Annotated in this window: 22 protein-coding genes; all 22 read left to right on the top strand. The window is 68.0% G+C overall.

What is annotated here, in order from left to right:
• The first annotated feature begins 1 nt into the window (after position 1).
• The 22 genes from fliF to ACZLIB_RS10325 all read left to right on the top strand — a co-directional run bounded on the left by fliF (position 2) and on the right by ACZLIB_RS10325 (position 22,632).
• Positions 2 to 1,648, top strand: coding sequence for a flagellar basal-body MS-ring/collar protein FliF (fliF, locus tag ACZLIB_RS10430; RefSeq protein WP_049401196.1), 1,647 nt, complete (start codon positions 2 to 4; stop codon positions 1,646 to 1,648).
• Between the two features lie 7 nt (positions 1,649 to 1,655).
• The gene (fliG, locus tag ACZLIB_RS10425; RefSeq protein ID WP_024958226.1) at positions 1,656 to 2,642 is read left to right on the top strand and encodes a flagellar motor switch protein FliG; all 987 of its coding nucleotides are present in this window, start codon (positions 1,656 to 1,658) and stop codon (positions 2,640 to 2,642) included.
• Complete coding sequence (locus tag ACZLIB_RS10420; RefSeq protein WP_032129206.1) at positions 2,639 to 3,280, top strand: FliH/SctL family protein; 642 nt, start codon at positions 2,639 to 2,641, stop codon at positions 3,278 to 3,280. Before fliG ends, ACZLIB_RS10420 begins: the two co-directional genes overlap by 4 nt.
• A complete protein-coding gene (locus tag ACZLIB_RS10415) occupies positions 3,277 to 4,662 on the top strand; it encodes a FliI/YscN family ATPase (protein ID WP_049421896.1) in 1,386 nt (461 codons plus the stop codon). The genes ACZLIB_RS10420 and ACZLIB_RS10415 overlap by 4 nt, the downstream gene beginning before the upstream one ends.
• A 3-nt stretch (positions 4,663 to 4,665) precedes the next feature.
• Positions 4,666 to 5,133 carry a flagellar export protein FliJ gene (fliJ, locus tag ACZLIB_RS10410; protein WP_032129208.1) on the top strand — a complete coding sequence of 156 codons (468 nt, stop codon included), beginning with the start codon at positions 4,666 to 4,668 and terminating at the stop codon, positions 5,131 to 5,133.
• Complete coding sequence (locus ACZLIB_RS10405; protein ID WP_478469805.1) at positions 5,133 to 6,269, top strand: flagellar hook-length control protein FliK; 1,137 nt, start codon at positions 5,133 to 5,135, stop codon at positions 6,267 to 6,269. The genes fliJ and ACZLIB_RS10405 overlap by 1 nt, the downstream gene beginning before the upstream one ends.
• A 223-nt stretch (positions 6,270 to 6,492) precedes the next feature.
• The gene (locus ACZLIB_RS10400; RefSeq protein WP_049421892.1) at positions 6,493 to 7,008 is read left to right on the top strand and encodes a flagellar basal body-associated FliL family protein; all 516 of its coding nucleotides are present in this window, start codon (positions 6,493 to 6,495) and stop codon (positions 7,006 to 7,008) included.
• Between the two features lie 10 nt (positions 7,009 to 7,018).
• Entirely contained in the window at positions 7,019 to 8,023 is a 1,005-nt protein-coding gene (gene fliM / locus ACZLIB_RS10395) for a flagellar motor switch protein FliM (RefSeq protein WP_478469803.1), read from the top strand.
• On the top strand, positions 8,020 to 8,355 hold the full coding sequence (gene fliN / locus ACZLIB_RS10390; protein WP_012510967.1) for a flagellar motor switch protein FliN: 336 nt from the start codon (positions 8,020 to 8,022) through the stop codon (positions 8,353 to 8,355). The genes fliM and fliN overlap by 4 nt, the downstream gene beginning before the upstream one ends.
• A complete protein-coding gene (fliO, locus tag ACZLIB_RS10385; protein WP_080355366.1) occupies positions 8,352 to 8,771 on the top strand; it encodes a flagellar biosynthetic protein FliO in 420 nt (139 codons plus the stop codon). The genes fliN and fliO overlap by 4 nt, the downstream gene beginning before the upstream one ends.
• Before the next feature lies 1 nt (position 8,772).
• On the top strand, positions 8,773 to 9,552 hold the full coding sequence (gene fliP / locus ACZLIB_RS10380) for a flagellar type III secretion system pore protein FliP (RefSeq protein ID WP_049421888.1): 780 nt from the start codon (positions 8,773 to 8,775) through the stop codon (positions 9,550 to 9,552).
• Between the two features lie 82 nt (positions 9,553 to 9,634).
• A complete protein-coding gene (locus tag ACZLIB_RS10375) occupies positions 9,635 to 9,904 on the top strand; it encodes a flagellar biosynthetic protein FliQ (RefSeq protein ID WP_012510965.1) in 270 nt (89 codons plus the stop codon).
• 13 nt (positions 9,905 to 9,917) lie between these two features.
• A complete protein-coding gene (gene fliR, locus ACZLIB_RS10370; RefSeq protein WP_478469802.1) occupies positions 9,918 to 10,709 on the top strand; it encodes a flagellar biosynthetic protein FliR in 792 nt (263 codons plus the stop codon).
• A gap of 164 nt (positions 10,710 to 10,873) precedes the next feature.
• Positions 10,874 to 13,006, top strand: a complete 2,133-nt coding sequence (locus ACZLIB_RS10365; protein ID WP_478469800.1) for a putative bifunctional diguanylate cyclase/phosphodiesterase — start codon at positions 10,874 to 10,876, stop codon at positions 13,004 to 13,006.
• Positions 13,007 to 13,124: 118 nt separating this feature from the next.
• Positions 13,125 to 14,255 carry a flagellar biosynthesis protein FlhB gene (gene flhB / locus ACZLIB_RS10360; protein WP_049461531.1) on the top strand — a complete coding sequence of 377 codons (1,131 nt, stop codon included), beginning with the start codon at positions 13,125 to 13,127 and terminating at the stop codon, positions 14,253 to 14,255.
• Between the two features lie 44 nt (positions 14,256 to 14,299).
• Positions 14,300 to 16,360, top strand: coding sequence for a flagellar biosynthesis protein FlhA (gene flhA, locus ACZLIB_RS10355; protein WP_478469922.1), 2,061 nt, complete (start codon positions 14,300 to 14,302; stop codon positions 16,358 to 16,360).
• A 145-nt stretch (positions 16,361 to 16,505) separates the two neighbouring features.
• A complete protein-coding gene (flhF, locus tag ACZLIB_RS10350) occupies positions 16,506 to 18,128 on the top strand; it encodes a flagellar biosynthesis GTPase FlhF (RefSeq protein ID WP_049461532.1) in 1,623 nt (540 codons plus the stop codon).
• Positions 18,115 to 19,002, top strand: a complete 888-nt coding sequence (locus ACZLIB_RS10345) for a MinD/ParA family ATP-binding protein (RefSeq protein ID WP_049401182.1) — start codon at positions 18,115 to 18,117, stop codon at positions 19,000 to 19,002. The genes flhF and ACZLIB_RS10345 overlap by 14 nt, the downstream gene beginning before the upstream one ends.
• Positions 18,999 to 19,742 (top strand): RNA polymerase sigma factor FliA, encoded by a 744-nt coding sequence (locus ACZLIB_RS10340; protein WP_049401180.1) that lies wholly within the window; start codon positions 18,999 to 19,001, stop codon positions 19,740 to 19,742. Before ACZLIB_RS10345 ends, ACZLIB_RS10340 begins: the two co-directional genes overlap by 4 nt.
• A 57-nt stretch (positions 19,743 to 19,799) precedes the next feature.
• Complete coding sequence (gene cheY / locus ACZLIB_RS10335; RefSeq protein ID WP_006365466.1) at positions 19,800 to 20,192, top strand: chemotaxis response regulator CheY; 393 nt, start codon at positions 19,800 to 19,802, stop codon at positions 20,190 to 20,192.
• The gene (locus ACZLIB_RS10330) at positions 20,192 to 20,797 is read left to right on the top strand and encodes a protein phosphatase CheZ (protein WP_006442968.1); all 606 of its coding nucleotides are present in this window, start codon (positions 20,192 to 20,194) and stop codon (positions 20,795 to 20,797) included. Before cheY ends, ACZLIB_RS10330 begins: the two co-directional genes overlap by 1 nt.
• A 2-nt stretch (positions 20,798 to 20,799) precedes the next feature.
• A complete protein-coding gene (locus ACZLIB_RS10325; RefSeq protein ID WP_478469798.1) occupies positions 20,800 to 22,632 on the top strand; it encodes a chemotaxis protein CheA in 1,833 nt (610 codons plus the stop codon).
• Positions 22,633 to 22,722 lie beyond the last annotated feature (90 nt).

Here is a 22,722-nt window from a genome sequence, read left to right as displayed (position 1 = left end):
CATGGCCCTGTCGCTCTCCAAGGAATCCCTGAACGCCGAAAAGGCGGGCCAGTGGTTCGATCGGCTGCAAAGCCTGCAGATCACCCGTCGGCTCGGACTGATGGCGATGATCGCCGTGGCCGTAGCGGCCGGGCTGTCCGTGTTCTTCTGGTCGCAGAAGCCCGGCATGGTCCCGCTGTATACCGGCCTGGACCAGAAGGCCACCGCTGAAGCGACCGACCTGCTGCGCGCCGCGCAGATCCCGTTCGCGCTCGACCCGGCCACCGGTGGCATCACCGTGCCGGAAAAGAACCTGCACGACGCCCGCCTGAAGCTGGCCGGCTCCGGCCTGACCGACAGCGGCAAGCTCGGCTTCGAGCTGATGGAACGCGACCCGGGCTTCGGCGTCAGCCAGTTCGTGGAAAGCGCGCGCTACCAGCATGCGTTGGAAACCGAGCTGTCGCGCACCATCAACACGCTGCGCCCGGTGCGCGATTCGCGCGTGCACCTGGCCATTCCCAAGCCCAGCGCCTTCACCCGGCAGCGTGACGTGGCCAGCGCCTCGGTCACCCTGGAACTGCGTGGCGGCCAGCAGCTGGAACGCAGCCAGGTGGATGCCATCGTGCACATGGTCGCGGCCAGCATTCCGGACCTCGCTCCAGAACGGGTGACGGTGGTCGACCAGAGCGGGCGCATGCTCAGCATCACCGACCCGAACAGCGAAGCGGCAGTCAATGCGGCCCAGTTCGAGCAGGTCCGCCGCCAGGAAACCTCGTTCAACCAGCGCATCCGCGAGCTGCTGGAGCCGATGACCGGTCCTGGCCGCGTCAATCCGGAAGTGAGCGTGGACATGGACTTCTCGGTAACCGAGGAAGCCCGCGAGCTCTACAACGGTGAACCGCAGAAGCTGCGCAGCGAGCAGATGAGCGAGAACACCACCAGCACCCCGGGCCCGCAGGGCGTGCCGGGCGCGACCAGCAACAGCCCGCCGGGCCAGCAGGCCGCACCGGCCACTGCCCAGGCCCCGACCGAAAGCAGCAAGAACGCGACCCGCAACTACGAGCTGGACCGCACCCTGCAGCACACCCGCCAGCCGGCCGGCCGCATCAAGCGCGTCTCGGTGGCGGTGCTGGTGGACAACGTCCCGCGCGCCGGTGCCAACGGCAAGATGAGCCCGCAGCCGCTGTCGGCTGCCGAACTGACCCGCGTCGAGGCGCTGGTCAAGCAGGCCGTCGGCTTCAACGCCGAGCGTGGCGACACCGTGTCGGTGATGAATGCCCCGTTCGTGCGTGACACCACGCCGGTCGAAGGCCCGGCATGGTGGGAGCTGCCGTGGGTGCACGACGCCGGTCGCATGCTGCTGGGTGCCGTGGTGGTGCTGGCATTGCTGTTCGGTGTGCTGCGCCCTGCACTGCGCGCGATCACAGGCCAGAACAAGAAGAACGACGAACAGGCACTGGAGCCGCATACCGCGGACGTGCAGCTGGTCGATGACGATGGCATGCCGCTGCCGGCGCTGGGCGCCGACCGGGCCAGCCTGGGCGGGCCGGATGCATTGGCCCTGCCGGTGGATTCATATGAGGAACGACTGCGGATGGCGCGTGAAGCCGTGAAGACCGACTCCAAGCGCGTGGCCCAGGTGGTCAAGGGCTGGGTGGCCAATGACTGAGGCCGCACTGACTGGCGTGCAGCGCGCCGCGGTACTGCTGCTTTCGCTGGGTGAGCTGGATGCGGCCGAAGTGCTGCGTCACATGGAACCCAAGGAAGTGCAGAAAATCGGCATCGCCATGGCCACCATGACCGACATCACCCGCGAACAGGTGGAACGGGTGATGGACCAGTTCGGCCAGGAGCTGGGCTCGAAGACCTCGCTGGGCGTGGGCTCGGACGATTACATCCGCAACATGCTGGTGCAGGCACTGGGCAGCGAGAAGGCCGGGAACCTGATCGACCGCATCCTGCTCGGCCGCAACACCACCGGCCTGGACGCGCTGAAGTGGATGGACCCGCGTGCGGTGGCCGACCTGGTGCGCAACGAGCACCCGCAGATCATCGCCATCGTGATGGCGCACCTGGAAACCGACCAGGCCGCCGACGCGCTGAAGCTGCTGCCCGACCGTACCCGCGTGGACGTGCTGCTGCGCATCGCCACGCTCGATGGCATCCCGCCGAACGCGCTCAATGAACTCAACGAGATCATGGAGCGCCAGTTCGCCGGCAACCAGAACCTGAAGTCGTCCAACATCGGCGGCGTGCAGTGCGCGGCCAACATCCTGAACTTCATGGACAGCGGCCAGGACCAGGCGATTCTGGGCGAGATCGCCCGCATCGATGCGCCGTTGAGCAACCGCATCCAGGACCTGATGTTCGTGTTCGACGACCTGGTCGACCTGGACGACCGCGAAATGCAGCTGGTGCTGCGCGAAGTGAGCGGCGAGCGCCTGGGCCTGGCCCTGCGCGGTGCCGACATCAAGGTGCGCGACAAGATCACCCGCAACATGTCGCAGCGCGCGGCCGAAATCCTGCTGGAAGACATGGAAGCCCGCGGCCCGGTGCGTCTGTCCGACGTGGAAGGCGCGCAGCGCGAGATCCTGGCCATCGTCAAGCGCATGGCCGATGAAGGCACCGTCACCATCGGTGGCAGCGCGGAGGCCATGCTGTGAGCAACGTCGTGCGCTGGCTTGCCCCGGACCTGCTGGCCCAGCCCGAACCGGTGCTGGATCAGGCGGATGCGTTCGAACTCACCGAGCCGGACCCGGAACACGAGCCGGAGCCGCCGCTGCAGCTGCCGACCCTGGAGGAAATCCAGGCCATACAGGACAGCGCAGAGAAGGAAGGCTTCCAGCACGGCCATACCGAAGGCTACGGCCAGGGCCAGGCGGAGGTGCGTCGTCTCGCCGCGCAGATCGAAGGCATCCTGGACAACTTCAGCCGACCGCTGGTGCGGCTGGAGAACGAAGTGGTCGGCGCACTGGGCGAGCTGGCGGTACGCATCGCCGGTGCGCTGGTCGGCCGCGCCTATGAAGCCGACCCGGCACTGCTGGCACAGCTGGTCGGTGAGGCCATCGACGCGGTCGGTGGCAGCACCCGCGAGGTCGAAGTGCGCCTGCACCCGGACGACATCGCCGCCCTCGCCCCGCTGTTGAGCCTGCCGCCACAACAGCGCCTGGTGCCAGACACCAGCCTCAGCCGCGGCGATCTTCGCGTGCACGCCGAAGCCGTGCGCATCGACGGCACCCTGGAAGCCCGCCTGCGCGGCGCGCTGGACGCGGTGATCCGCCAGACCGGAGCCAATGCATGAACCCCGATCAGCAGCCGACGCCGCCACCGGCCGACTGGGCCATTGCCCGCAACCTGCGCCTGGCCCGTCGCCTCGATGGCCTGCGTGTGGATACCGCCCATGGCCGCGGCCTGATCCGCGAGGGCGTGCTGCGCCGCGCGGTCGGGCTCACGCTGGAAGCGGTCGGCTGCGAGGCACCGCTGGGCGCCAGCTGCAAGGTGGAAGTGGTCGATGGTGGCTGGGTCGATGCCGAAGTGGTCGGCTTCGCCGGCGAGCGCACTTACCTGATGCCCAGCGCCGAACTGCACGGCCTTCTGCCCAATGCCCGGGTGGTGCCGTCCGCGCGCCGTGGCGGCGTGGAAGTGGGCGAAGGCCTGCTCGGCCGCGTCATCGACAGCGATGGCGTGCCGCTGGATGGCAAGGGCCCGATCCGCGCCGAAGGGCATGTCGGCATGGCCGGCGTCTCGATCAATCCGTTGGCGCGTGAACCGATCACCCAGCCGCTGGACGTGGGCGTGCGCGCGATCAACGCGCTGCTGCCGATCGGCCGCGGCCAGCGTGTCGGCCTGTTCGCCGGTTCCGGCGTCGGCAAGTCGACGCTGCTGGGCATGATGACCCGCTATACCGCCGCCGACGTGATCGTGGTCGGCCTGATCGGTGAACGTGGCCGCGAAGTACGCGACTTCGTCGAGACCACGCTGGGCGAGGAAGGCCTGCGCCGCGCCGTGGTGGTGGCCAGTCCCGCCGACCGGCCGCCGCTGGCGCGCCTGCATGGTGCCTATCGCGCTACCGCCATTGCCGAATGGTTCCGCGACCAGGGCCTGAACGTGCTGTTGCTGATGGACTCGCTGACCCGCTTCGCCCAGGCCCAGCGCGAGATCGGCCTGTCGGTGGGCGAACCGCCGACCACCCGCGGCTATCCGCCGTCGGTGTTCGCCAAGCTGCCGGCGCTGGTCGAGCGTGCCGGCAATGGTGCCAAGGGCCGTGGCTCGATCACCGCGTTCTACACGGTGCTGACCGAAGGCGACGATCCGCAGGATCCAATCGCCGATGCAGCGCGCGCGATCCTCGACGGCCACATCCTGCTGTCGCGGCGCGTAGCCGACAGTGGCCTGTACCCGGCCATCGACGTTGAATCGTCGGTCAGCCGCGTGGTCACGGAAATCGCCGACGAACCGTGGCGCCTGCGCATCCGCAAGCTGAAGCGGCTGGTCTCGGCCTATTCGGCCAACCGTGACCTGATTGCCATCGGTGCCTACCAGCGCGGCAACGACGCGGCCACCGACGAAGCCCTGGAACGCTGGCCGGAAATCATGGAGTTCCTCGGCCAGGACGTCGCCAAGGCCGCAGATCTCCCGCACAGCCAGGCGGCACTGCAACGCCTGGTGGAACAAGAGAGTTAAGCCATGAACCAGTCCAAGCGCATCGATCCCCTGCTCAAGCGGGCCCAGGAACACGAGGACGCAGTCGCCCGCGATCTGGCCGAACGCCAGCGCGTGCTCGATACCCATCTATCGCGACTGGACGAACTGCGCCGCTATGCCGAGGAATATGCGAACGCGCAGATGGCAGCGACCAGCCCGGCGCAGCTGCTGAACCGGCGCGCGTTCCTCGACCGTCTCGACAGTGCGGTGGAGCAGCAGCAGGCCACGGTCAACGGCAACCGCGAAAAGGTGGAAGCCGAGCGCGCCCGCCTGATCCTGGCCAGCCGTGACAAAGCTGTGCTGGAACAGCTGGCCGCCAGCTACCGCGCACAGGAAAAGGTGGTGACGGACCGCCGCGACCAGCGCGAGATGGACGACATTGGCGCGCGTCGCGCCCGCCTGGTACAGGCCGAAGATCAGGACAGCGCCGAGCAGGGAGGCCGCTCGTGATGCCCGCGCCATTGGCCAGCAGCGCCAACGCGCAGCCACAGCATTCCGGCAGCAGCGCCCCCCGCGCACCACGCGGTGATGGCAACAAGGGGTTCAGCCAACTGCTGCAGGGTGGCTCGCCGGGTGCCGATGCACCCTCGAAACCCTCGAACTCGCCCATGCCGTCCACGCAGGGACCGGCATCGGACAGTACTGGCCAGGCCGGCGCCGAGCGCAGGCCGGACAGCGCTGCCGCCCCCGAAGAGACCGCCGCCACGGTGCCCACAGCACCGGCCAAGCCGGTTGCCGAAAAGGACACCCCGGCGGCGACCGAAGAAGCCCCTTGGCCGCCACTCGGCCTGGCTGGGCTGGTGCTGGCGGTACCCGCGCCTGCCGATCCTGCCGCCGCTCTGCCAACAGTGGCCGCAACGGCTACCGACGCAGACGGCAACGCACTACCCGCCCCCGCCGCACTGCCGGCCGCCGCAGCCCTGCCATCCACAGCGGCGGCTGCCACATCGTCCACCACCAGCAGCGGCACCGACCAGACAGCCACGCTGCCGTTGCCTGAACTGGTGCTGCCCGGCAAGCGCAACGAGCGTGGCGAAGGCAGCGACGCACCCCTCATCGGCGACCGTACCGCAGCGCCGCTGCTGCATGCGCCCGGCAACGCGGCTGTGCAGGATCTGAAAGCCGCACTCGCGACCGGCAACGCCATTTTCAATGGCGAGCCGACACCGAAGCCGGTGCTCGGTGACGATGGTTTCGACCAGGCCATCGGCGCGCGCCTGGGCTGGCTGGCCGACCAGAAGATCGGCCACGCCCACATCCGGTTGAGTCCGGACGACATGGGCCCGGTCGATGTGCGCCTGCAGTTGAACGGCGACAAGGTGCATGCCAGCTTCAGCAGCCCACACGTGGATGTGCGCCAGGCACTGGAAAACAGCCTGCCGCGCCTGCGCGAACTCCTCGGCGAGCAGGGCTTCCAGCTGGCTCATGCTGATGTTGGTCATCAGGCGCCCGGTGGTGACGGCAATGCGTCAGGCCAGGCCAGTGGCGGCGGCATCGCGGGTGACGGAGAACCGTCGCCGGGCGAGGCCAGCGTGTCGTCCGCGCAGTTGATCCGCCAGCGCGGGTTGCTGGACGCATACGCCTGACAAGCGTGCCAACCAAGGTTGGCACCCACCAGAGCGGGACGGTTGGCACCCACCAGGGCACCGGGGCAATAGAGCAGCAGCTACCCGTATCGCGTTGGTGGGTGCGTAGCGTGCTCCGCACGGCCCTACCGGCACCCCGACGGAATTCCGTCGCACCCCTCTGCCCCGGCTCCGGCACACCCCTTGCATATCCCGGTGAAGCAACCCTCAGGAGCTTCACCCCGTGGCCGCAGCCGCTGACAAAACCAAGAAGACCGCCGAGAAGGACAAGGCCGCCAAGCCGCGTAGTCCGATCCTGATCACCGCACTGGTGGCCGTGCTCGCCGCCGCTGCCGCCGGTGGCGGCGTCTGGTTCTTCACCCAGTCCAAGCACGAAGAGAAGACCGCGCAGGCCCCGAAGAAGGCCAGTACTCCGGCACCGGCGCAGTACTTCGCCCTGGACCCGGCCTTCGTGGTCAATCTCAACGGCCCGGTCGACGGCCCGCGCTACCTGCAGCTGGAAGTGCAGCTGATGACCCGCGATCCGGCCGCACTGGAAGCGATCAAGACGCATGCGCCAGCCATTCGCGCACGCCTGCTGATGCTGTTCTCGCAGGTCAGCCCCGACCAGATCGCCGACATCGCCGGCAAGCAGAAGCTGCAGGCCGCTTCGCTGGCCGAAGTGCAGAAAGTGCTCAAGGCCGAGACCGGCAGCAACGGCGCCGACGATCTGCTGTTCACCAGCTTCGTGACCCAGTAAGGGCCCACCGATGAATGATCTGCTGTCCCAGGACGAGATCGATGCCCTGCTCCACGGCGTGGACAGTGGTGCGGTCGAGACCGATGCGGAACCACCGTCAGGCGAAGCACGCTCGTACGACTTCGCCAGCCAGGACCGCATCATCCGCGGTCGCATGCCGACCCTGGAAATGGTCCACGAGCGCTTCGCACGCCTGTGGCGGATCGGCCTGTTCAACCTGATCCGGCGTTCGGCCGAGCTGTCGGTGCGTGGCATCGAGCTGATCAAGTTCAACGACTACATGCACTCGCTGTATGTGCCGACCAACCTGAACCTGATCCGCTTCAAGCCGCTGCGCGGTACCGGCCTGATCGTGTTCGAGCCGACCCTGGTGTTCGCCATCGTCGACAACTTCTTCGGCGGCGACGGGCGCTACCCCACCCGCATCGAAGGCCGCGAGTTCACCGCCACCGAAATGCGGGTGATCCACCTGCTGCTGAAGCAGACCTTCGCCGACCTTCGCGAGGCCTGGGCACCGGTGATGGATGTCGACTTCGAGTACATCAACTCGGAGATCAACCCGCACTTCGCCAATATCGTGACGCCGCGCGAGTACGTGGTGGTGTGCCGCCTGCACGTCGAACTCGACGGCGGCGGCGGCGACATCCACGTCACCCTGCCGTATTCGATACTGGAACCGATCCGCGAGCTGCTCGACGCTGGCATCCAGAGCGACCGCAATGATCGCGACGAAAGCTGGGGCCAGACCCTGCGCGAACAGCTCAACATCGCCGAGGTGACCCTGTCCAGCGTACTGGCCAGCAAGCGCATGACCCTGCGTGACCTGACCCAGCTGAAGGTCGGCGACATCCTGCCGATCGAGCTCAGCCCGCAGGTGCCGCTGTGCGTGGAGAACATCCCGGTGTTCACCGGCGAGTTCGGCATCGCCAACGGCATGAACGCCGTGAAGATCACCGCTACCCATCCGCCGGGCACCCGCCCGCGCGCACCCGTCATCCAGGAAGACCCGCAATGAACGATATCGACGCCCTCGAACCGACCCCGGCCCAGTTCGGCACCCTGCAGGCCGAAGAAGGGGCCGGCGCCGACCTCAACCTGGACGTGATCCTCGACGTGCCGGTGACCCTGTCGCTGGAAGTCGGTCGTGCCCGCCTGCCGATCCGCAATCTGCTGCAGCTCAACCAGGGCTCGGTGGTGGAACTGGAACGCGGTGCCGGCGAGTCGCTGGACGTGTTCGTCAACGGCACCCTGATCGCCCACGGCGAGGTGGTGGTGATCAACGACCGCTTCGGCGTGCGCCTGACCGACGTGGTCAGCCCGAGCGAGCGGATCCGGAGACTGCGTTGAGCCTGCTGGCCTCCACCCTGTTGGCGGTCGGCAAGACCGCCGCACCGATCGGTCCGCAGGTCGGCCAGCACGCGGCCGCCGCACCGAGCCTGTTCGGCGCGGTGCTGGCGCTGCTGGCAGTGCTGGCGCTGGTCATCGGCCTCGGCTGGCTGCTCAAGCGCCTGCCCGGCAGCGGCTTCCGCCCGGCCGACGGCATGAAGGTGGTGGCCAGCCTGAGTGTCGGTGCCAAGGAGCGCGTGGTGGTGGTCGAGGTCAACGGCCAGCAGCTGCTGCTGGGCGTCACCGCCGGCGGTATCAACACCCTGCACACCCTGCCCGAACCGCTGCCGCCGCCCGCGCCGGTGCGCGTGCCGGACTTCAAGAACCTGCCGAATTTCGCCCAGCTGCTGCAGCAGCGGCTGCGCAAGGATCCCTGACATGCGTGTCACCCGTACCCGTCTTGCCACCCTGATGCCGTGGCTGCTGATGCTCGCCCTGTGCCTGTTGCCGGCACTGGCCTTCGCCGCCCCCGGTGCCCCGACCACGCCGCTGCCGGACATCAATGTCGGCAAGATCGGCGGTGCACCGGTCAGCCTGCCGCTGCAGACCCTGCTGCTGATGACCGCGATCACCCTGATCCCGTCGATGCTGCTGGTACTGACCTCGTTCACCCGCATCATCATCGTGCTGGGCCTGCTGCGCCAGGCACTGGGTACCGGGCAGACGCCGTCCAACCAGGTGCTGCTGGGCCTGGCACTGTTCCTCACCGCAATGATCATGCTGCCGACCTGGGACAAGGCCTGGAGCACCGGCATGGCGCCGTATCTCAACGGCGAGATCGACTTCCAGACCGCCTGGACGCTGACCACCACGCCGCTGCGCGCCTTCATGCTGGCGCAGATCCGCGAGACCGACCTGATGACCTTTGCCGGCATCGCCGGGCATGGCACCTACGCCAGCCCCGATGCGATCCCGTTCCCGGTGCTGGTCGCCTCGTTCGTTACCAGCGAGCTGAAGACCGCCTTCGAAATCGGCTTCCTGATCTTCATCCCGTTCGTGATCATCGACCTGGTGGTGGCCAGCGTGCTGATGTCGATGGGCATGATGATGCTGTCGCCGATGCTGGTGTCGGCACCGTTCAAGATCCTGCTGTTCGTGCTGGTGGATGGCTGGGTGCTGACCGTCGGCACCTTGGCGGCGAGCTTCAATCCGGCGTGATCGAGAGGCAGTCGAGCATGGCTCGACTCTACAGAAGCACAGTCGAGCGCGGCTCGACTCTACATGAGCAGATGGAACCCGAATGACTCCCGAACTTGCCCTGACCGAACTGCGTGGCGGCCTGATCACCGTGTTGTGGGTGGCCGGCCCGCTGCTGCTCACCGTGCTGGTGGTCGGTGTGGTGGTGGGCGTGGTGCAGGCCGCGACCCAGCTCAATGAGCCGACCATCGCCTTCGTTGCCAAGGCGGCGGCGCTGACCGCGGTGCTGTTCGCGCTGGGCAGCCTGCTGATCGGCCACCTGGTGGAGTTCACCACGCTGCTGTTCCAGCGCATTCCACACCTGATCGGCTAGGACACGCGCTTCGATGGACGCCGCCACCCAGATGGCTGCCGACGGCCTGCAGGCCTTCGGCATGATCGGCACCGTGCTGTGGACCATGCTGCGCATCGGCGCAGTGGCCATGGCCATGCCGATGGTCGGTACCCGTGCCGTACCCGCGCGGGTGCGCGTGGTGCTTGCTGGCACCCTGGCCATCGCGCTGGCGCCGCTGCTGCCGCCGGTTCCGGACTGGACCGGTTTCGATGCCGCCACGGTGCTGACCATCGCCCGTGAACTGGCCATCGGCGTGGCCATCGGCTTCCTGCTTCGGCTGGTGTTCGAAGCCGGCGCGATGGCCGGCGAACTGATCGCCCAGGGCACCGGCCTGGCCTTCGCGCAGATGAGTGACCCACTGCGTGGCGGCACCTCCGGCGTGATCGGCCAGTGGTTCTATCTGCTGTTCGGCCTGCTGTTCTTCACCGCCAACGGGCACCTGGCGCTGATCTCGCTGGTGGTGGACAGCTACCGGGCGCTGCCGATCGGCGCCCCGCTGCCGGACCCGCACGCCTTCTTCAGCATCGCCCCGACCTTCCTGCTGACCGTGCTGCGCGGCGCACTGACCCTGGCGATCCCGCTGACCGTGGCAATGCTGGCGGTGAATCTGGCGTTCGGCGTCCTGGCCCGTGCCGCCCCGGCGCTGAACCCGATCCAGCTCGGCCTGCCGGTCTCGCTGCTGCTGGGCCTGTTCCTGCTGGCGCTGCTGGCCGGGGAAATGGGCCCGCCGGTACAGCGCCTGTTCGATGCCGCCTTCCAGGCTGCGGACACGGTCACACACTGACCGGATCATCACGTTTTACTGCTTGCCCTTCCCCCGGGTCTGCGCGTTAGAGTGAATACGCGGCAACCGGGGGGATGCCGCACGTGGCCGGCGCCGTGCGTCGGCCTGCCTCATGCATGCCCCACCGTGGTTTCCGTCGACAGGCAGGTCCGGGAGACTGACGAATGCTGGTAGGCACGTACAGCCCGTGGCTGGTGGCGATCTCGCTGCTGGTGGCCGTGATGGCTTCGTACACCGCGCTGGCGATGGCCGGGCGCACGGTCACTGCACCCGGCAAGGGCGCGGCGTGGTGGTGGCGCCTCGGTGGTGGCTTCGCCATGGGCCTGGGCATCTGGTCGATGCACTTCATCGGCATGCTCGCCTTCGACCTGCCCATTCCGCTCGGCTACGACCTGCCCATCACCCTGCTTTCCCTCGCATTGGCGATCGCCTCATCGGTGTTCGCGCTATGGCTGGTTTCGCTGCGTACCCTGCCGCACCCACGGCTGGCCGGTGGCGCGCTGCTGATGGGCACCGGCATTGCCGGCATGCATTACGTTGGCATGGCCGCAATGCGCATGCAGCCGGGCATCGACTACGACCCGGGCTGGCTGCTTTTTTCGCTGATGGTGGCGGTGGCCGCCTCGTGGACGGCGCTGTACGTGGCGTTCCGCCTGCGCGCGCAGCGCACCCGTGTCGGCGACCGGCTCGCGGCTGCCGGCCTGCTCGGGCTGGCCATCGTCGGCATGCACTACACCGGCATGGCCGCCGCACGATTTCCGGAAGGCAGCATCTGCGGCGCAGCCGTCGGCGATGGGCTGCAGAGCGAATGGCTGGCCATGCTGGTGGTGGTGCTGACCGTCGCCATCCTGGCCGTGGTGCTGGTGGTCTCCTGGCTGGACCAGCGGGTGGAGGCGCAACTGCTGCGCCTGCGCAATTCCTTGTTGAGTACCTCGCTAACCGACGCACAGCAGGAACTGACCCAGGCCGCACTGCACGACCCGCTTACCCGCCTGCCCAACCGCCTGCTGCTGCAGCGTCGCATCGTGCAGGCGCTGGCCGAGGCCGAACAGGGCGGCAGCCGCTTCGCGGTGATGTTCATGGACCTGGATGGCTTCAAGCAGGTCAACGATGCCTACGGCCACCAGGCCGGCGATGCACTGTTGGTTGCGGTGGCCGAACGCACGCGCCAGCTGCTTCGGCCCAACGACATGCTGGCGCGGCTGGGCGGCGACGAGTTCGTGCTGGTGGTGCGCATCGAGCACGACGAGGACCTTCCGACCCTGGCCCGGCGCATCCTGCAGGCGGTCGGCAGCGGGCCGTTGCTGGCCGACAACGAACTGCAGGTGACCGCCAGCATCGGCGTGGCGATCTGTCCGGATCACGCTGCCAGCGAGCGGCAGCTGATGGCCTTTGCCGATGCAGCGATGTACCAGGCCAAGGAATCCGGACGCAACGCCTTCGTGCTGTTCGCCGACTGGATGAATGACAGCGCCGAACAACAGTTCCGGCTGCTGGCCGACCTGCGCCGGGCCATCGGCAGCGAGCAGCTGTTCCTGCACTACCAGCCGAAGATCCAGGTAGCCACGCAGAAGGTGGCCGGTGCCGAAGCGCTGATCCGCTGGCGCCATCCGGAGCATGGCCTGATCCCGCCGGACCGCTTCATCCGACTGGCCGAACGCAGCGGTGCGATCAATGAGATCGGGCGCTGGGCGCTGGACCAGGCCTGCCAGCAGCTGCGCCGCTGGCACGATGCCGGCCACGAGGGCTGGTCGATGTCGGTGAACCTGTCGCCGGTGCAGTTCAGTTCGCCGCACCTGCTGCAGGATGTGCGTGAAGTGATCGAACGCTACGACATTGCCCCACGCCACCTGGTGCTGGAGATCACCGAAAGCACGGTCATGCGCGATACCGATACCAGCCTGCGCCTGCTGCAGGCGCTCTCGGCACTGGGCGTGGGCATCTCCATCGATGACTTCGGCACCGGCTATTCCAGCCTGCTGTACCTGAAGCGGCTGCCGGCCACCGAAATCAAGATCGACCACGCCTTCGTGCGCGACCTGGAACACAGCGCCGAGGACGTGGTGATCGTCTCGGCGATCGTGGCGCTGGGCCACGCGCTGGACATGGACATCGTCGCCGAAGGCGTGGAAACCGCCGCGCAGCGCGCCTACCTGGAGCGGCTGGGCTGCGATTACCTGCAGGGCTACCTGCTCGGCCGCCCGGTGGATGCGGCGCGCTTCATGCAGCTGCATGACCTGCCCCGGCCTCGGGTGGAACTGGCGCAGAGCCCGCCGACGCAGCACCCGCCGGGGTAGATCCAGGCTGCGCTCCCACCTGCACTTGCTCTGGTAGATGCCAACCTTGGTTGGCACATGAACCCATCACGGAACACTTCTTGCACGCACCCCGGCATCCCCTGCCGCAGTGCCCGTGATGTCCGAGAACGAATCCGCCGGCGAAAAGACCGAACAACCTACCGAAAAACGCCTGCGCGACGCCCGTGAACAGGGCAACCTGCCGCGCTCGCGCGAGCTCGGCACGGCCGCCGTGTTCGGCGCCGGCGTACTGGCGGTGATGGCCATGAGCGGCTCGATCGGCCGTGGTGCAAGCGCCTGGATGAAGCATGCACTCAGCCCGGAACAGAGCCTGCGGCAGAACCCGAAGGCGCTGTTCGGCCACTTCGGCGACCTGCTGCTGCAGTTCATGCTGGTGATCGCGCCGCTGGTGCTGGTCTGCCTGCTGGCCAGCTTCGTCGCCCCGCTGGTGATGGGCGGCCTGCGCTGGTCGCAGAAGGCGATGATGCCCGACTTCAACCGCATGAACCCGATGAGCGGGCTCAAGCGCCTGTATGGCCCGGAAGCCATCGCCGAGTTCACCAAGTCGTTGTTGCGCGTGGCTTTTGTCGGCGTTGCCGCCGGGCTGGTGGTGTGGACCGGCTTCGACACCCTGCGCGGGCTGATCCACCACCCGCTGGAGACCGCCATCACCGACGGCCTCGGCTTCACCCTGCGCCTGCTGCTGGCCACCGCCGGCGCGATGCTGGTGCTGGCGGCCATCGACGCCCCGTACCAGCGCTGGAACTGGATGCGCAAGCTGAAGATGACGCGTGAAGAGCTGCGCCGGGAAATGAAGGAAAGCGAGGGCAGCCCCGAGGTCAAGGGCCGCATCCGCCAGCTGCAGCAGCAGATGGCCAACCGCCGGATGATGGAGGCGGTGCCCACTGCCGACGTGGTGGTGGTCAACCCCACCCACTACGCGGTCGCCCTTAAGTACGAGGGCGGCGCCATGAACGCCCCCAAAGTGGTCGCCCTGGGTGTGGATGAGACCGCCCTGCGCATCCGTGAAGTGGCCGACGGCAACAAGGTGGCGATCGTCTCCGCCCCGCCTTTGGCACGCGCCTTGTATCGGGAAGGCCAACTCGGAAAGGAAATCCCCGTGAGACTGTATTCGGCCGTCGCCCAGGTCCTGTCCTACGTCTACCAGCTGCGCGCCTGGCGCACTGGCCCGATGCCGGACGCCCCGCACATCCAGGTGGATGAATTCGGCAAGGGAGGCCGCCCGTGAGCGCCCAGCCCTCCCCCGGTTTCAACACCCGCCGCGCGCTGGAAATGATCCGCCAGGGCCTTGGCGCACCGCTGATCGTGCTGGCCCTGCTGGCCATGGTCGTGGTGCCGCTGGCCGCGCCGGTGCTCGACGCCCTGTTCACCTTCAACATCGCCATCTCGCTGATGGTGCTGCTGGCGGTGGTCTACGTGAAGCGCCCGCTGGATTTCACGATCTTCCCGATCGTGCTGCTGATCACCACCATGCTGCGGCTGGCGCTGAACGTCGCCTCCACCCGCGTGATCCTGCTGAACGGCCAGAACGGCCATGACGCCGCGGGCAAGGTCATCGCTGCCTTCGGCGAATTCGTGATCGGCGGTAACTACGCGGTCGGCATCGTGGTGTTCGCGATCCTGACCATCATCAACTTCGTGGTCATCACCAAGGGCGCCGGCCGCGTCTCGGAAGTGACCGCGCGCTTCATCCTCGACGCGATGCCCGGCAAGCAGATGGCGATCGACGCCGACCTCAACGCCGGTTTGCTGACGCGTGAAGAAGCCAAGCTGCGCCGCGAGGAAGTCCGCGAGGAAGCCGATTTCTACGGCGCGATGGACGGTGCCAGCAAGTTCATCCGTGGTGATGCCATTGCCGGCATCCTGATCCTGTTCATCAACATGCTCGGCGGCCTGGCCGTAGGCGTGCTGCAGCATGGCATGCCGTTCGGCGATGCCGCTGCCACCTACACCCTGCTGTCGATTGGTGATGGCCTGGTGGCGCAGCTGCCGGCGCTGCTGGTCTCCAGCGCCGTGGCCATGCTGGTCACCCGCGCCTCGCGTTCGCAGGACATGGCCCAGGCCATGACCGGCCAGGTGTTCGGCCAGTACCGCGCGCTGGCGATCACCGCCGGCATCATCGGCGTGGTCGGCCTGGTGCCGGGCATGCCCAACGTCGCTTTCCTGACGCTGTCCGCGATCCTCGGCTTCATCGCCTGGAAGGTCTACCGCAAGGGCAAGGCCGCGGCCACCGATCCGGCAGCCGCAGGCAATGACGCTGCCGCGCTCAACGCACTCGGCCGCCCGGCCGCGCCGGCTCCGACTGCCGAACTGAGCTGGGACGAACTGCGCCCGGTCGATCCGCTGGGCCTGGAGGTCGGCTACCGGCTGATTCCGCTGGTGGACAGCAGCCAGGGCGGCGAACTGATGGCACGCATCAAGGGCGTGCGGCGCAAGTTGACCCAGGACGTCGGTTTCCTGATCCCCTCGGTGCACATCCGCGACAACCTGGAACTGCCGGCCAACGGCTACCGCGTGCTGGTGCACGGCGTACCGGTGGCCACCGCCGAGATCCACCCCGACCGCGAACTGGCGCTGGACCCGGGCAGCGCCCTTGGCGCACTGGAAGGCATCGCCGGCAAGGACCCCGCGTTCGGCCTGGACGCGACCTGGATCCAACCGCACCAGCGTGCCCAGGCTGAAACGCTGGGCTATACCGTGGTCGATCCAGCCACCGTGGTGGCCACCCATCTGTCGCACCTGATCCGCGAACACGCGCCCGAGCTGCTCGGCCACGAGGAAGTGCAGCACCTGCTGGCCAACCTGGCCAAGAGCGCACCCAAGCTCGTCGAAGATCTGACGCCGAAGGCGCTGCCGCTGTCGGCGGTGGTGCGCGTGTTGCAGAACCTGCTGATCGAGCGCATTCCGATCCGCCAGCTGCGCAAGATCGCCGAAGCACTGGTCGAACACGCACCGAGCAGCCAGGACCCGGCGATGCTGACCGCCGCGGTGCGCACCGCACTGGGTCGTTTCATCGTGCAGGAGATCGCCGGAATGTCGGCGGAGCTGCCGGTGTTCACGCTCAACCCACAATTGGAACGTGTCTTGCAGGAGTCCACGCAGGGCAACGGCGCCGCGCTGGAACCCGGACTCGCTGAGCGACTGCACCAGAGCCTGGCCGAATGTGTCAGCAAGCAGGAAGCCCGCAACGAGCCCGCGGTCGTGCTGGTACCTGGCCCGGTGCGTGCCGCGCTGGCCCGCCTGGTCCGCCACAGCGTTCCGTCGCTGTCGGTCCTGGCCTACAGCGAGGTGCCGGAGGACAAGCGCCTGAAGCTGGTCGGAACGATCAGCTGACGCCGCCCTCCGATGCGCCAGAAAACAGACACCACTTTCGAACCAACGCAACAGACAGATACCAAGGGGAACCCGCACCGTGCAGACCACCGACCACCCGAGTTCTCCGACCGCCACCCCGCCGTCTTCGTCCCGTGACCACAGCATGAAAATCAAACGATTCGTCGCCGCCGACATGCGCTCGGCCATGAACCTGGTGCGCAAGGAACATGGTCCTGACGCCGTGATCCTGTCCAACCGCCGGATCGAGGAAGGCATCGAGATCGTCGCCGCCGCCAACTACGACGAGAGCGCCGTGCAGCGTGCACTGGAAGCCTCGCGTCGTGACATCGCTCCGCCGCCGGCGCCGAAGCCGCGCACCGCCGCCGACGCGGTGATCGCCGCGGTCACCCGCCGCCGCAGCAATACCCCGGCACCGGAACCGGTCGCCGCAACCACCTCGGCCGTGGCTGCCCTCGCCCGCGCTGCGGTCGGCGCCACCGGCCGCACCCTGGACAGCGCCGACGAGATCGTGCCGACCCGCGGCAGCACCGGCTTCGCCGCCACCCTGGCACGCGCCGCCGTCAACGAACCGGCGCTGCCGGATCAGATCTTCGCTCCGTTCGCCGAAGCCATCGTCGCACCGGCGCCCAGCACCGCCGCACCGGCCAACCGCGCCCGCTTCCAGATCGACCCGCCACACGAGACGCATCACGAAAGCGCGGCGTCGGCCGTGCAGCCGCCGCCGCTGCCGACCGCTGCCGTGACCGAAGCGCAACCCGGGATCGTCGCCAGCGAACCGGCACCGGTCGAAGCCAGCGACGAAACCGGCGCTGCCCCCGTGCTGGCCCCAGCCCCGGCACTGACCCTGGTGGCCCAGGACGACGCCGAGATCCGCCAGCTGCGCCAGGAAGTGGCCGGCATGCGCCATGTGATCGAGCGCGAGATGAACCGCTTCACCGACGAGCGCCTGCGCGGCTGCCCGGTGCGCGCCACCGCGCTGGACCTGATGGACGAGTATGGCTTCGATGCCGGCCTGGCCCGCGACGTGGCCATGCAGATCCCGCTGGAGACCGAGGCCCATCGAGGCCGCGGCCTGATGCTGGGGCTGATTTCGCGCAAGCTGCCGATCGCCCCGGTCGACCCGCTGGAAGAAGGTGGCGTGATCGCACTGGTCGGACCGACCGGCGCCGGCAAGACCACCACCATCGCCAAGCTGGCCTCGCGCTTCGCCGAGAAGCACGCGCCGCGTGACGTGGCCCTGGTCACCACCGACACCACCCGCATCGGTGCCCGCGAGCAGCTGTACGGCTACGGCCGCCAGCTCGGCATCGCGGTGCATGAGGCCAACAGCGGCACCGACCTGGACCAGCTGCTGGAACGCCTGAAGGACTACAAGCTGGTGCTGATCGACACCGCCGGCCTGGGCCCGCGCGACCGCGCACTGGCCGCCCAGCTGCAGTGGCTGCGTGCCGCGCGCCAGGTCCGCACCCTGCTGGTGCTGCCGGCCAACACCAGCTTCGGCGACATGGACGAGGTGGTCCGCCGCTTCGGCGCCGCCAACCTGCAGGGCCTGGTACTGAGCAAGCTGGACGAGACCGGCCGCTTCGGCAATGCCCTGTCGGTGGCCGTGGATCATGCCCTGCCGATCACCTGGGTGACCGATGGCCAGGACGTCCCGGAGGACCTGCACCGGGCCAGTGCAGCCAATCTTGTACTTCGCCTTGAAGATTTGCGCCGCGCGGCCGATATGCCCTGCAACCCGGAGTTGAACCATGCCGTCGCGTGAGTACGCCAAGCTGACCAAGACCTTCCCGCTGTCGGCCACCCGCAGCGAGCCGCTCGGCCCTGTGCGCACCATTGCGGTCACTGGCGGCAAGGGCGGCGTGGGCAAGACGAATGTGTCGGCCAACCTGGCCGTGGCGCTGGCCGGCATGGGCAAGCGCACGCTGCTGCTGGACGCCGACCTCGGCCTGGCCAACATCGACGTGATCCTGGGCCTGAACCCCACCTTTACGCTGGCCGACCTGGTCGCCGGCCGCTGCACGCTGGATGACGTCATCGTCGAAGGCCCGAACGGCGTGCTGGTGGTCCCGGCCGCGTCCGGCCGCCGCCACATGGCCGAGCTGGCCCCGGCTGAGCACGTTGGCCTGGTCAACGTGTTCTCCGAGCTGGAGCGCGAGCTGGACATCATGGTGGTGGACACTGCCGCGGGCATCACCGATGGCGTGCTGACCTTCTGCCAGGCCGCACAGGACACCGTGGTGGTGGTCTGTGACGAGCCGGCCTCGATCACCGACGCCTACGCACTGATCAAGGTGCTGTCGCGCGAGCGTGGCGTGGACCGCATCCAGGTGGTGGCCAACATGGTGCGCGACCCCAACGAGGGCCGCGTGCTGTACGAGAAGCTGACCCGCGTCTGCGAGAAGTTCCTTGCCGATGTCTCGCTGAACTACCTGGGCTGCGTGCCGCAGGACGATTGGCTGCGCCTGTCGGTGCAGCGCCAGCAGCCGGTGGTGAAGGCCTATCCGTCCAGCCCGGCGGCGCTGGCGATCACCGAGATCGCGCGCCGTACCGCGCGCTGGCAGGCGCCGACCGAACCGCGTGGCGGCGTCGAGTTCTTCCTCGAACGCATCCTCAAGCAGCGTGGGGTGACGGCATGAAAGGCGCAGCCCAGTACAGGGAAGTGCAGCGCTCGGCGGCGAACGAAGTCATCGCCCAGCATTCGGACCTGGTGCGGCGCATCGCCCACCACCTGGCCGCGCGCCTGCCAGCCAGCGTCGAGGTCGACGACCTGATCCAGGCCGGCATGATGGGACTGATCGAAGCCTCGCGCAGCTATGACGCCGACCAGGGTGCTTCTTTCGAGACCTACGCCTCGATCCGCATCCGTGGTTCGATGATCGACGAGATCCGCCGTGGTGACTGGGTCCCGCGCTCGGTGCACCGCCGTGCACGTGATGCCGCCGCCACCATCCGCCGCCTGGAACAGAGCAGTGGCCGTGCCGCCAGCGCCACTGAAGTGGCCGCCGCGATGGAGATGCCGCTGCCTGAGTACCTGCGGCTGATGGAAGACGCTGCACGTGGCCAGGTGCTGAGCCTGGAATCGCGCATCGAGGACCAGGGCGAGCTGGACACCGTCGCCCAGGGCGGGCCGACCCCGCAGCAGGTACTGGAGCGCGGCGAGTTCGGTCGCGAGCTGGGCAAGGCCATCGGCCACCTGCCCGAGCGCGAACAACTGGTGCTCTCGCTGTACTACGAGCAGGAACTGAACCTGAAGGAGATCGGCGCGGTGCTCGGCGTGAGCGAGTCGCGGGTCTGCCAGATCCACGGCCAGGCGGTACTGCGCCTGCGTGGCCGGCTGAAGCTGTTCGAGGCTGCCGACGCAGGCCTCGAAGAATGAACATCCCCGAGGCGGCTGCCCCCGGCCGTCCGGAATGAACAACAAAGGAATTCTGCTTTGAACAAGAACATGCGCATCCTGATCGTCGACGACTTCTCGACCATGCGTCGAATCGTCAAGAACCTGCTGGGCGATCTGGGCTTCACCAATACCGCCGAAGCCGAGGACGGGCATGCCGCGCTGTCGCTGCTGCAGAGCCAGCCGTTCGATTTCGTGGTCACCGACTGGAACATGCCGGTGATGACCGGCATCGAGCTGCTCAAGGCCATCCGTGCCGATGCCAAGCTGAAGACCCTGCCGGTGCTGATGGTCACGGCAGAAGCCAAGCGCGAGCAGATCATCGAAGCCGCCCAGAGCGGCGTGAACGGCTACATCATCAAGCCGTTCACCGCGCAGACGCTGGAAGAGAAGCTCGGCAAGATCTTCGAACGCCTGGCGGCCAGCGCCTGATGGATACCACGGTCGACAAGAACGCCCTCGCCCTGCGCCTGCAGGAGGCCCTGGACGCGCTCGAATCCGGTGACGAGGCCGCCTGGCGGCAGCGCATCGACGGGCTGGTCGCGCTGCGCACGCAGCCGATGATGAGCGGCCTCTCGCGGCTGGCCCGCGAGCTGGGACAGGCGCTGGGCGAACTGCCGACCGTGCCGAGCGAAGCCGGCGAACTGGACGACGCCTGCGCGCGACTGGACCACGTGGTGGCGATGACCGAACAGGCCACGCACCGCACCCTGGACCTGGCCGAGGAATGCCGCAGCCTGACCGAACAGCTGCGCGCCGAAGGCCTGCAGCCGGGCCAGGACGCGCAGCTCGAGCGCATCCGCCACAACCTGACCGAGATCGCCCTGACCCAGAGCTACCAGGACCTGACCGGGCAGATCATCCGTCGCGTGGTCGGCATCGTCCGCCGCGTGCACGAAGGCTTCGGCGCGCTCGGCCTGCCACCGGAACAGCATCGCACCGACCCGGAACTGGCCGGGCCGGCACTGAAGGGACTGGACCGCCACGCGGTCTCGCAGAACGACGCCGACGACCTGTTGTCGGATCTGGGGCTGTAAGCATGAGCGCGGTATCCGACGACATCACTGCCGATTTCATCATCGAGGCACAGGAAATCCTGGATCGCCTCGGCGAACAGCTGGTGTCGCTGGAGCAGGCACCGCAGGACAGCGACCAGCTCAACGCGGTGTTCCGCGGCTACCACACGCTCAAGGGCGGCGCCGGCTTCCTCGGCGTCACCGCCATGGTCGAGCTGTGCCATGCCGCTGAAGAGGCGCTGGGCGCCGCACGTGCCGGCCAGGCCGTGCTGCAGGCCCACCACTTCGACGCGGCCCAGCAATCGCTGGACTACCTGCAGTCGATGCTGGACGCGGTTTCCTCCGGCACCGAGCCGGGCTATGCGCCGCCGGACCTGATCGCACAGTTCGACGTGCACGGCGGTGCCGTGGCTGCACCCGCCGCCGCCGCAGCACCCACCGCGGGTGACAGCGACCTGATCACCGACGACGAATTCGAGGCTCTGCTCGACCAGCTGCATGGTGGCAACGCGCCGACCGCGGTCGCGCCAGCGAAGAAGGCCGACGACGGACTGATCAGCGAAGACGAGTTCGAAGCCCTGCTCGACCAGTTGCACGGTGGCGCGGCACCGGGCACCAAGCCTGCGGCCGTGGTGGCACCGGCACCGATCGCAGCGCCGCGCCCGGTCGCCGCACCGGCACCGGCGGCGAAGCCGGCCGCCAAGCCGCTGGCCGAGGCCGAACATACCGTGCGCGTGGACACCAAGCGCCTGGACGCGATCGTCAACCTGATCGGCGAACTGGTGCTGTCACGCAATCGGCTCAAGACCCTGCGTGCACGCCTGCGCGATGAAGAGCTGGACCGGGCCGTGTCCACTCTGGATATCGCCACCGCCCGCCTGCAGTCGGCAGTGATGCGCACCCGCATGCAGCCGGTGGGCAAGGTGTTCTCGCGCTTCCCCAAGGTTGCCCGCGACGTCGCCCGCTCGCTGAAGAAGGAAGTGGACCTGGAACTGATCGGCGCCGAGACCGAGCTCGACCGCAACCTGGTCGAAGCGCTGGCCGACCCGCTGGTGCACCTGGTCCGCAACGCCATCGACCATGGCGTGGAAATGCCCGACCTGCGCGAGGCACAGGGCAAGCCACGGATGGGCCATGTGCGCCTGTCGGCACAGCAGGAAGGCGACTACGTCAGCATCGAGGTACAGGACGATGGCGCCGGCATCGACCCGGAAAAGCTGCGCGCCAAGGCGCGCGAGAAGGGCCTGATCGATCCGGAAGCCGCCGCGCGCCTGAGCAGCGAGGAGTGCCTGCACCTGGTGTTCCTGCCCGGCTTCTCGACCAAGCAGCAGGTCACCGACATCTCCGGTCGTGGCGTCGGCATGGACGTGGTGCAGTCACGCATCCGCGAACTGAGCGGCCAGATCCAGATCCAGTCGGAACTGGGCCGTGGCAGCCGCTTCCTGATCCGCGTGCCGCTGACCCTGGCGATCCTGCCGACCCTGCTGGTGCAGGCCGGCGAGGACGTCTATGCGCTGCCGCTGGCCCGCGTGATGGAAGTGCTGCACGCGCCGCGCACCTCGCTGGGCTGGTTCGATGGCCGTGCCGTGCTCGACCGCCGCTCGCACACGCTGCCGCTGGTCGATCTGCGCCAGTGGCTGGATGTGACGCCGGCCGCCTCGCCGCTGCTGACCATCGTGGTGCTGCAGGCTGGCGAAGCGCGCTTCGGGCTGGTCGTGGACCAGGTACGCGGGCGTGAGGAAGTGGTCATCAAGCCGCTGCCGAAAGCGCTGCGCGGCCTGCGCGGTTATGCCGGTGCAACCTTGATCGGCGATGGTCGCATGGCGCTGATCCTGGACGTGGACGGGCTGCGATGACCCCCGCCGGGCCATGCCCGGCGCCCCGAAAACTGTGACTACCGTCTGTACGCGATCTACCGGTGTCTCAAGTCCCATTCATACACGCCG

It is taken from the genome of Stenotrophomonas sp. 220_Sma, from assembly GCF_056487375.1.
This window is presented reverse-complemented; position numbering and strand designations above follow the sequence as displayed.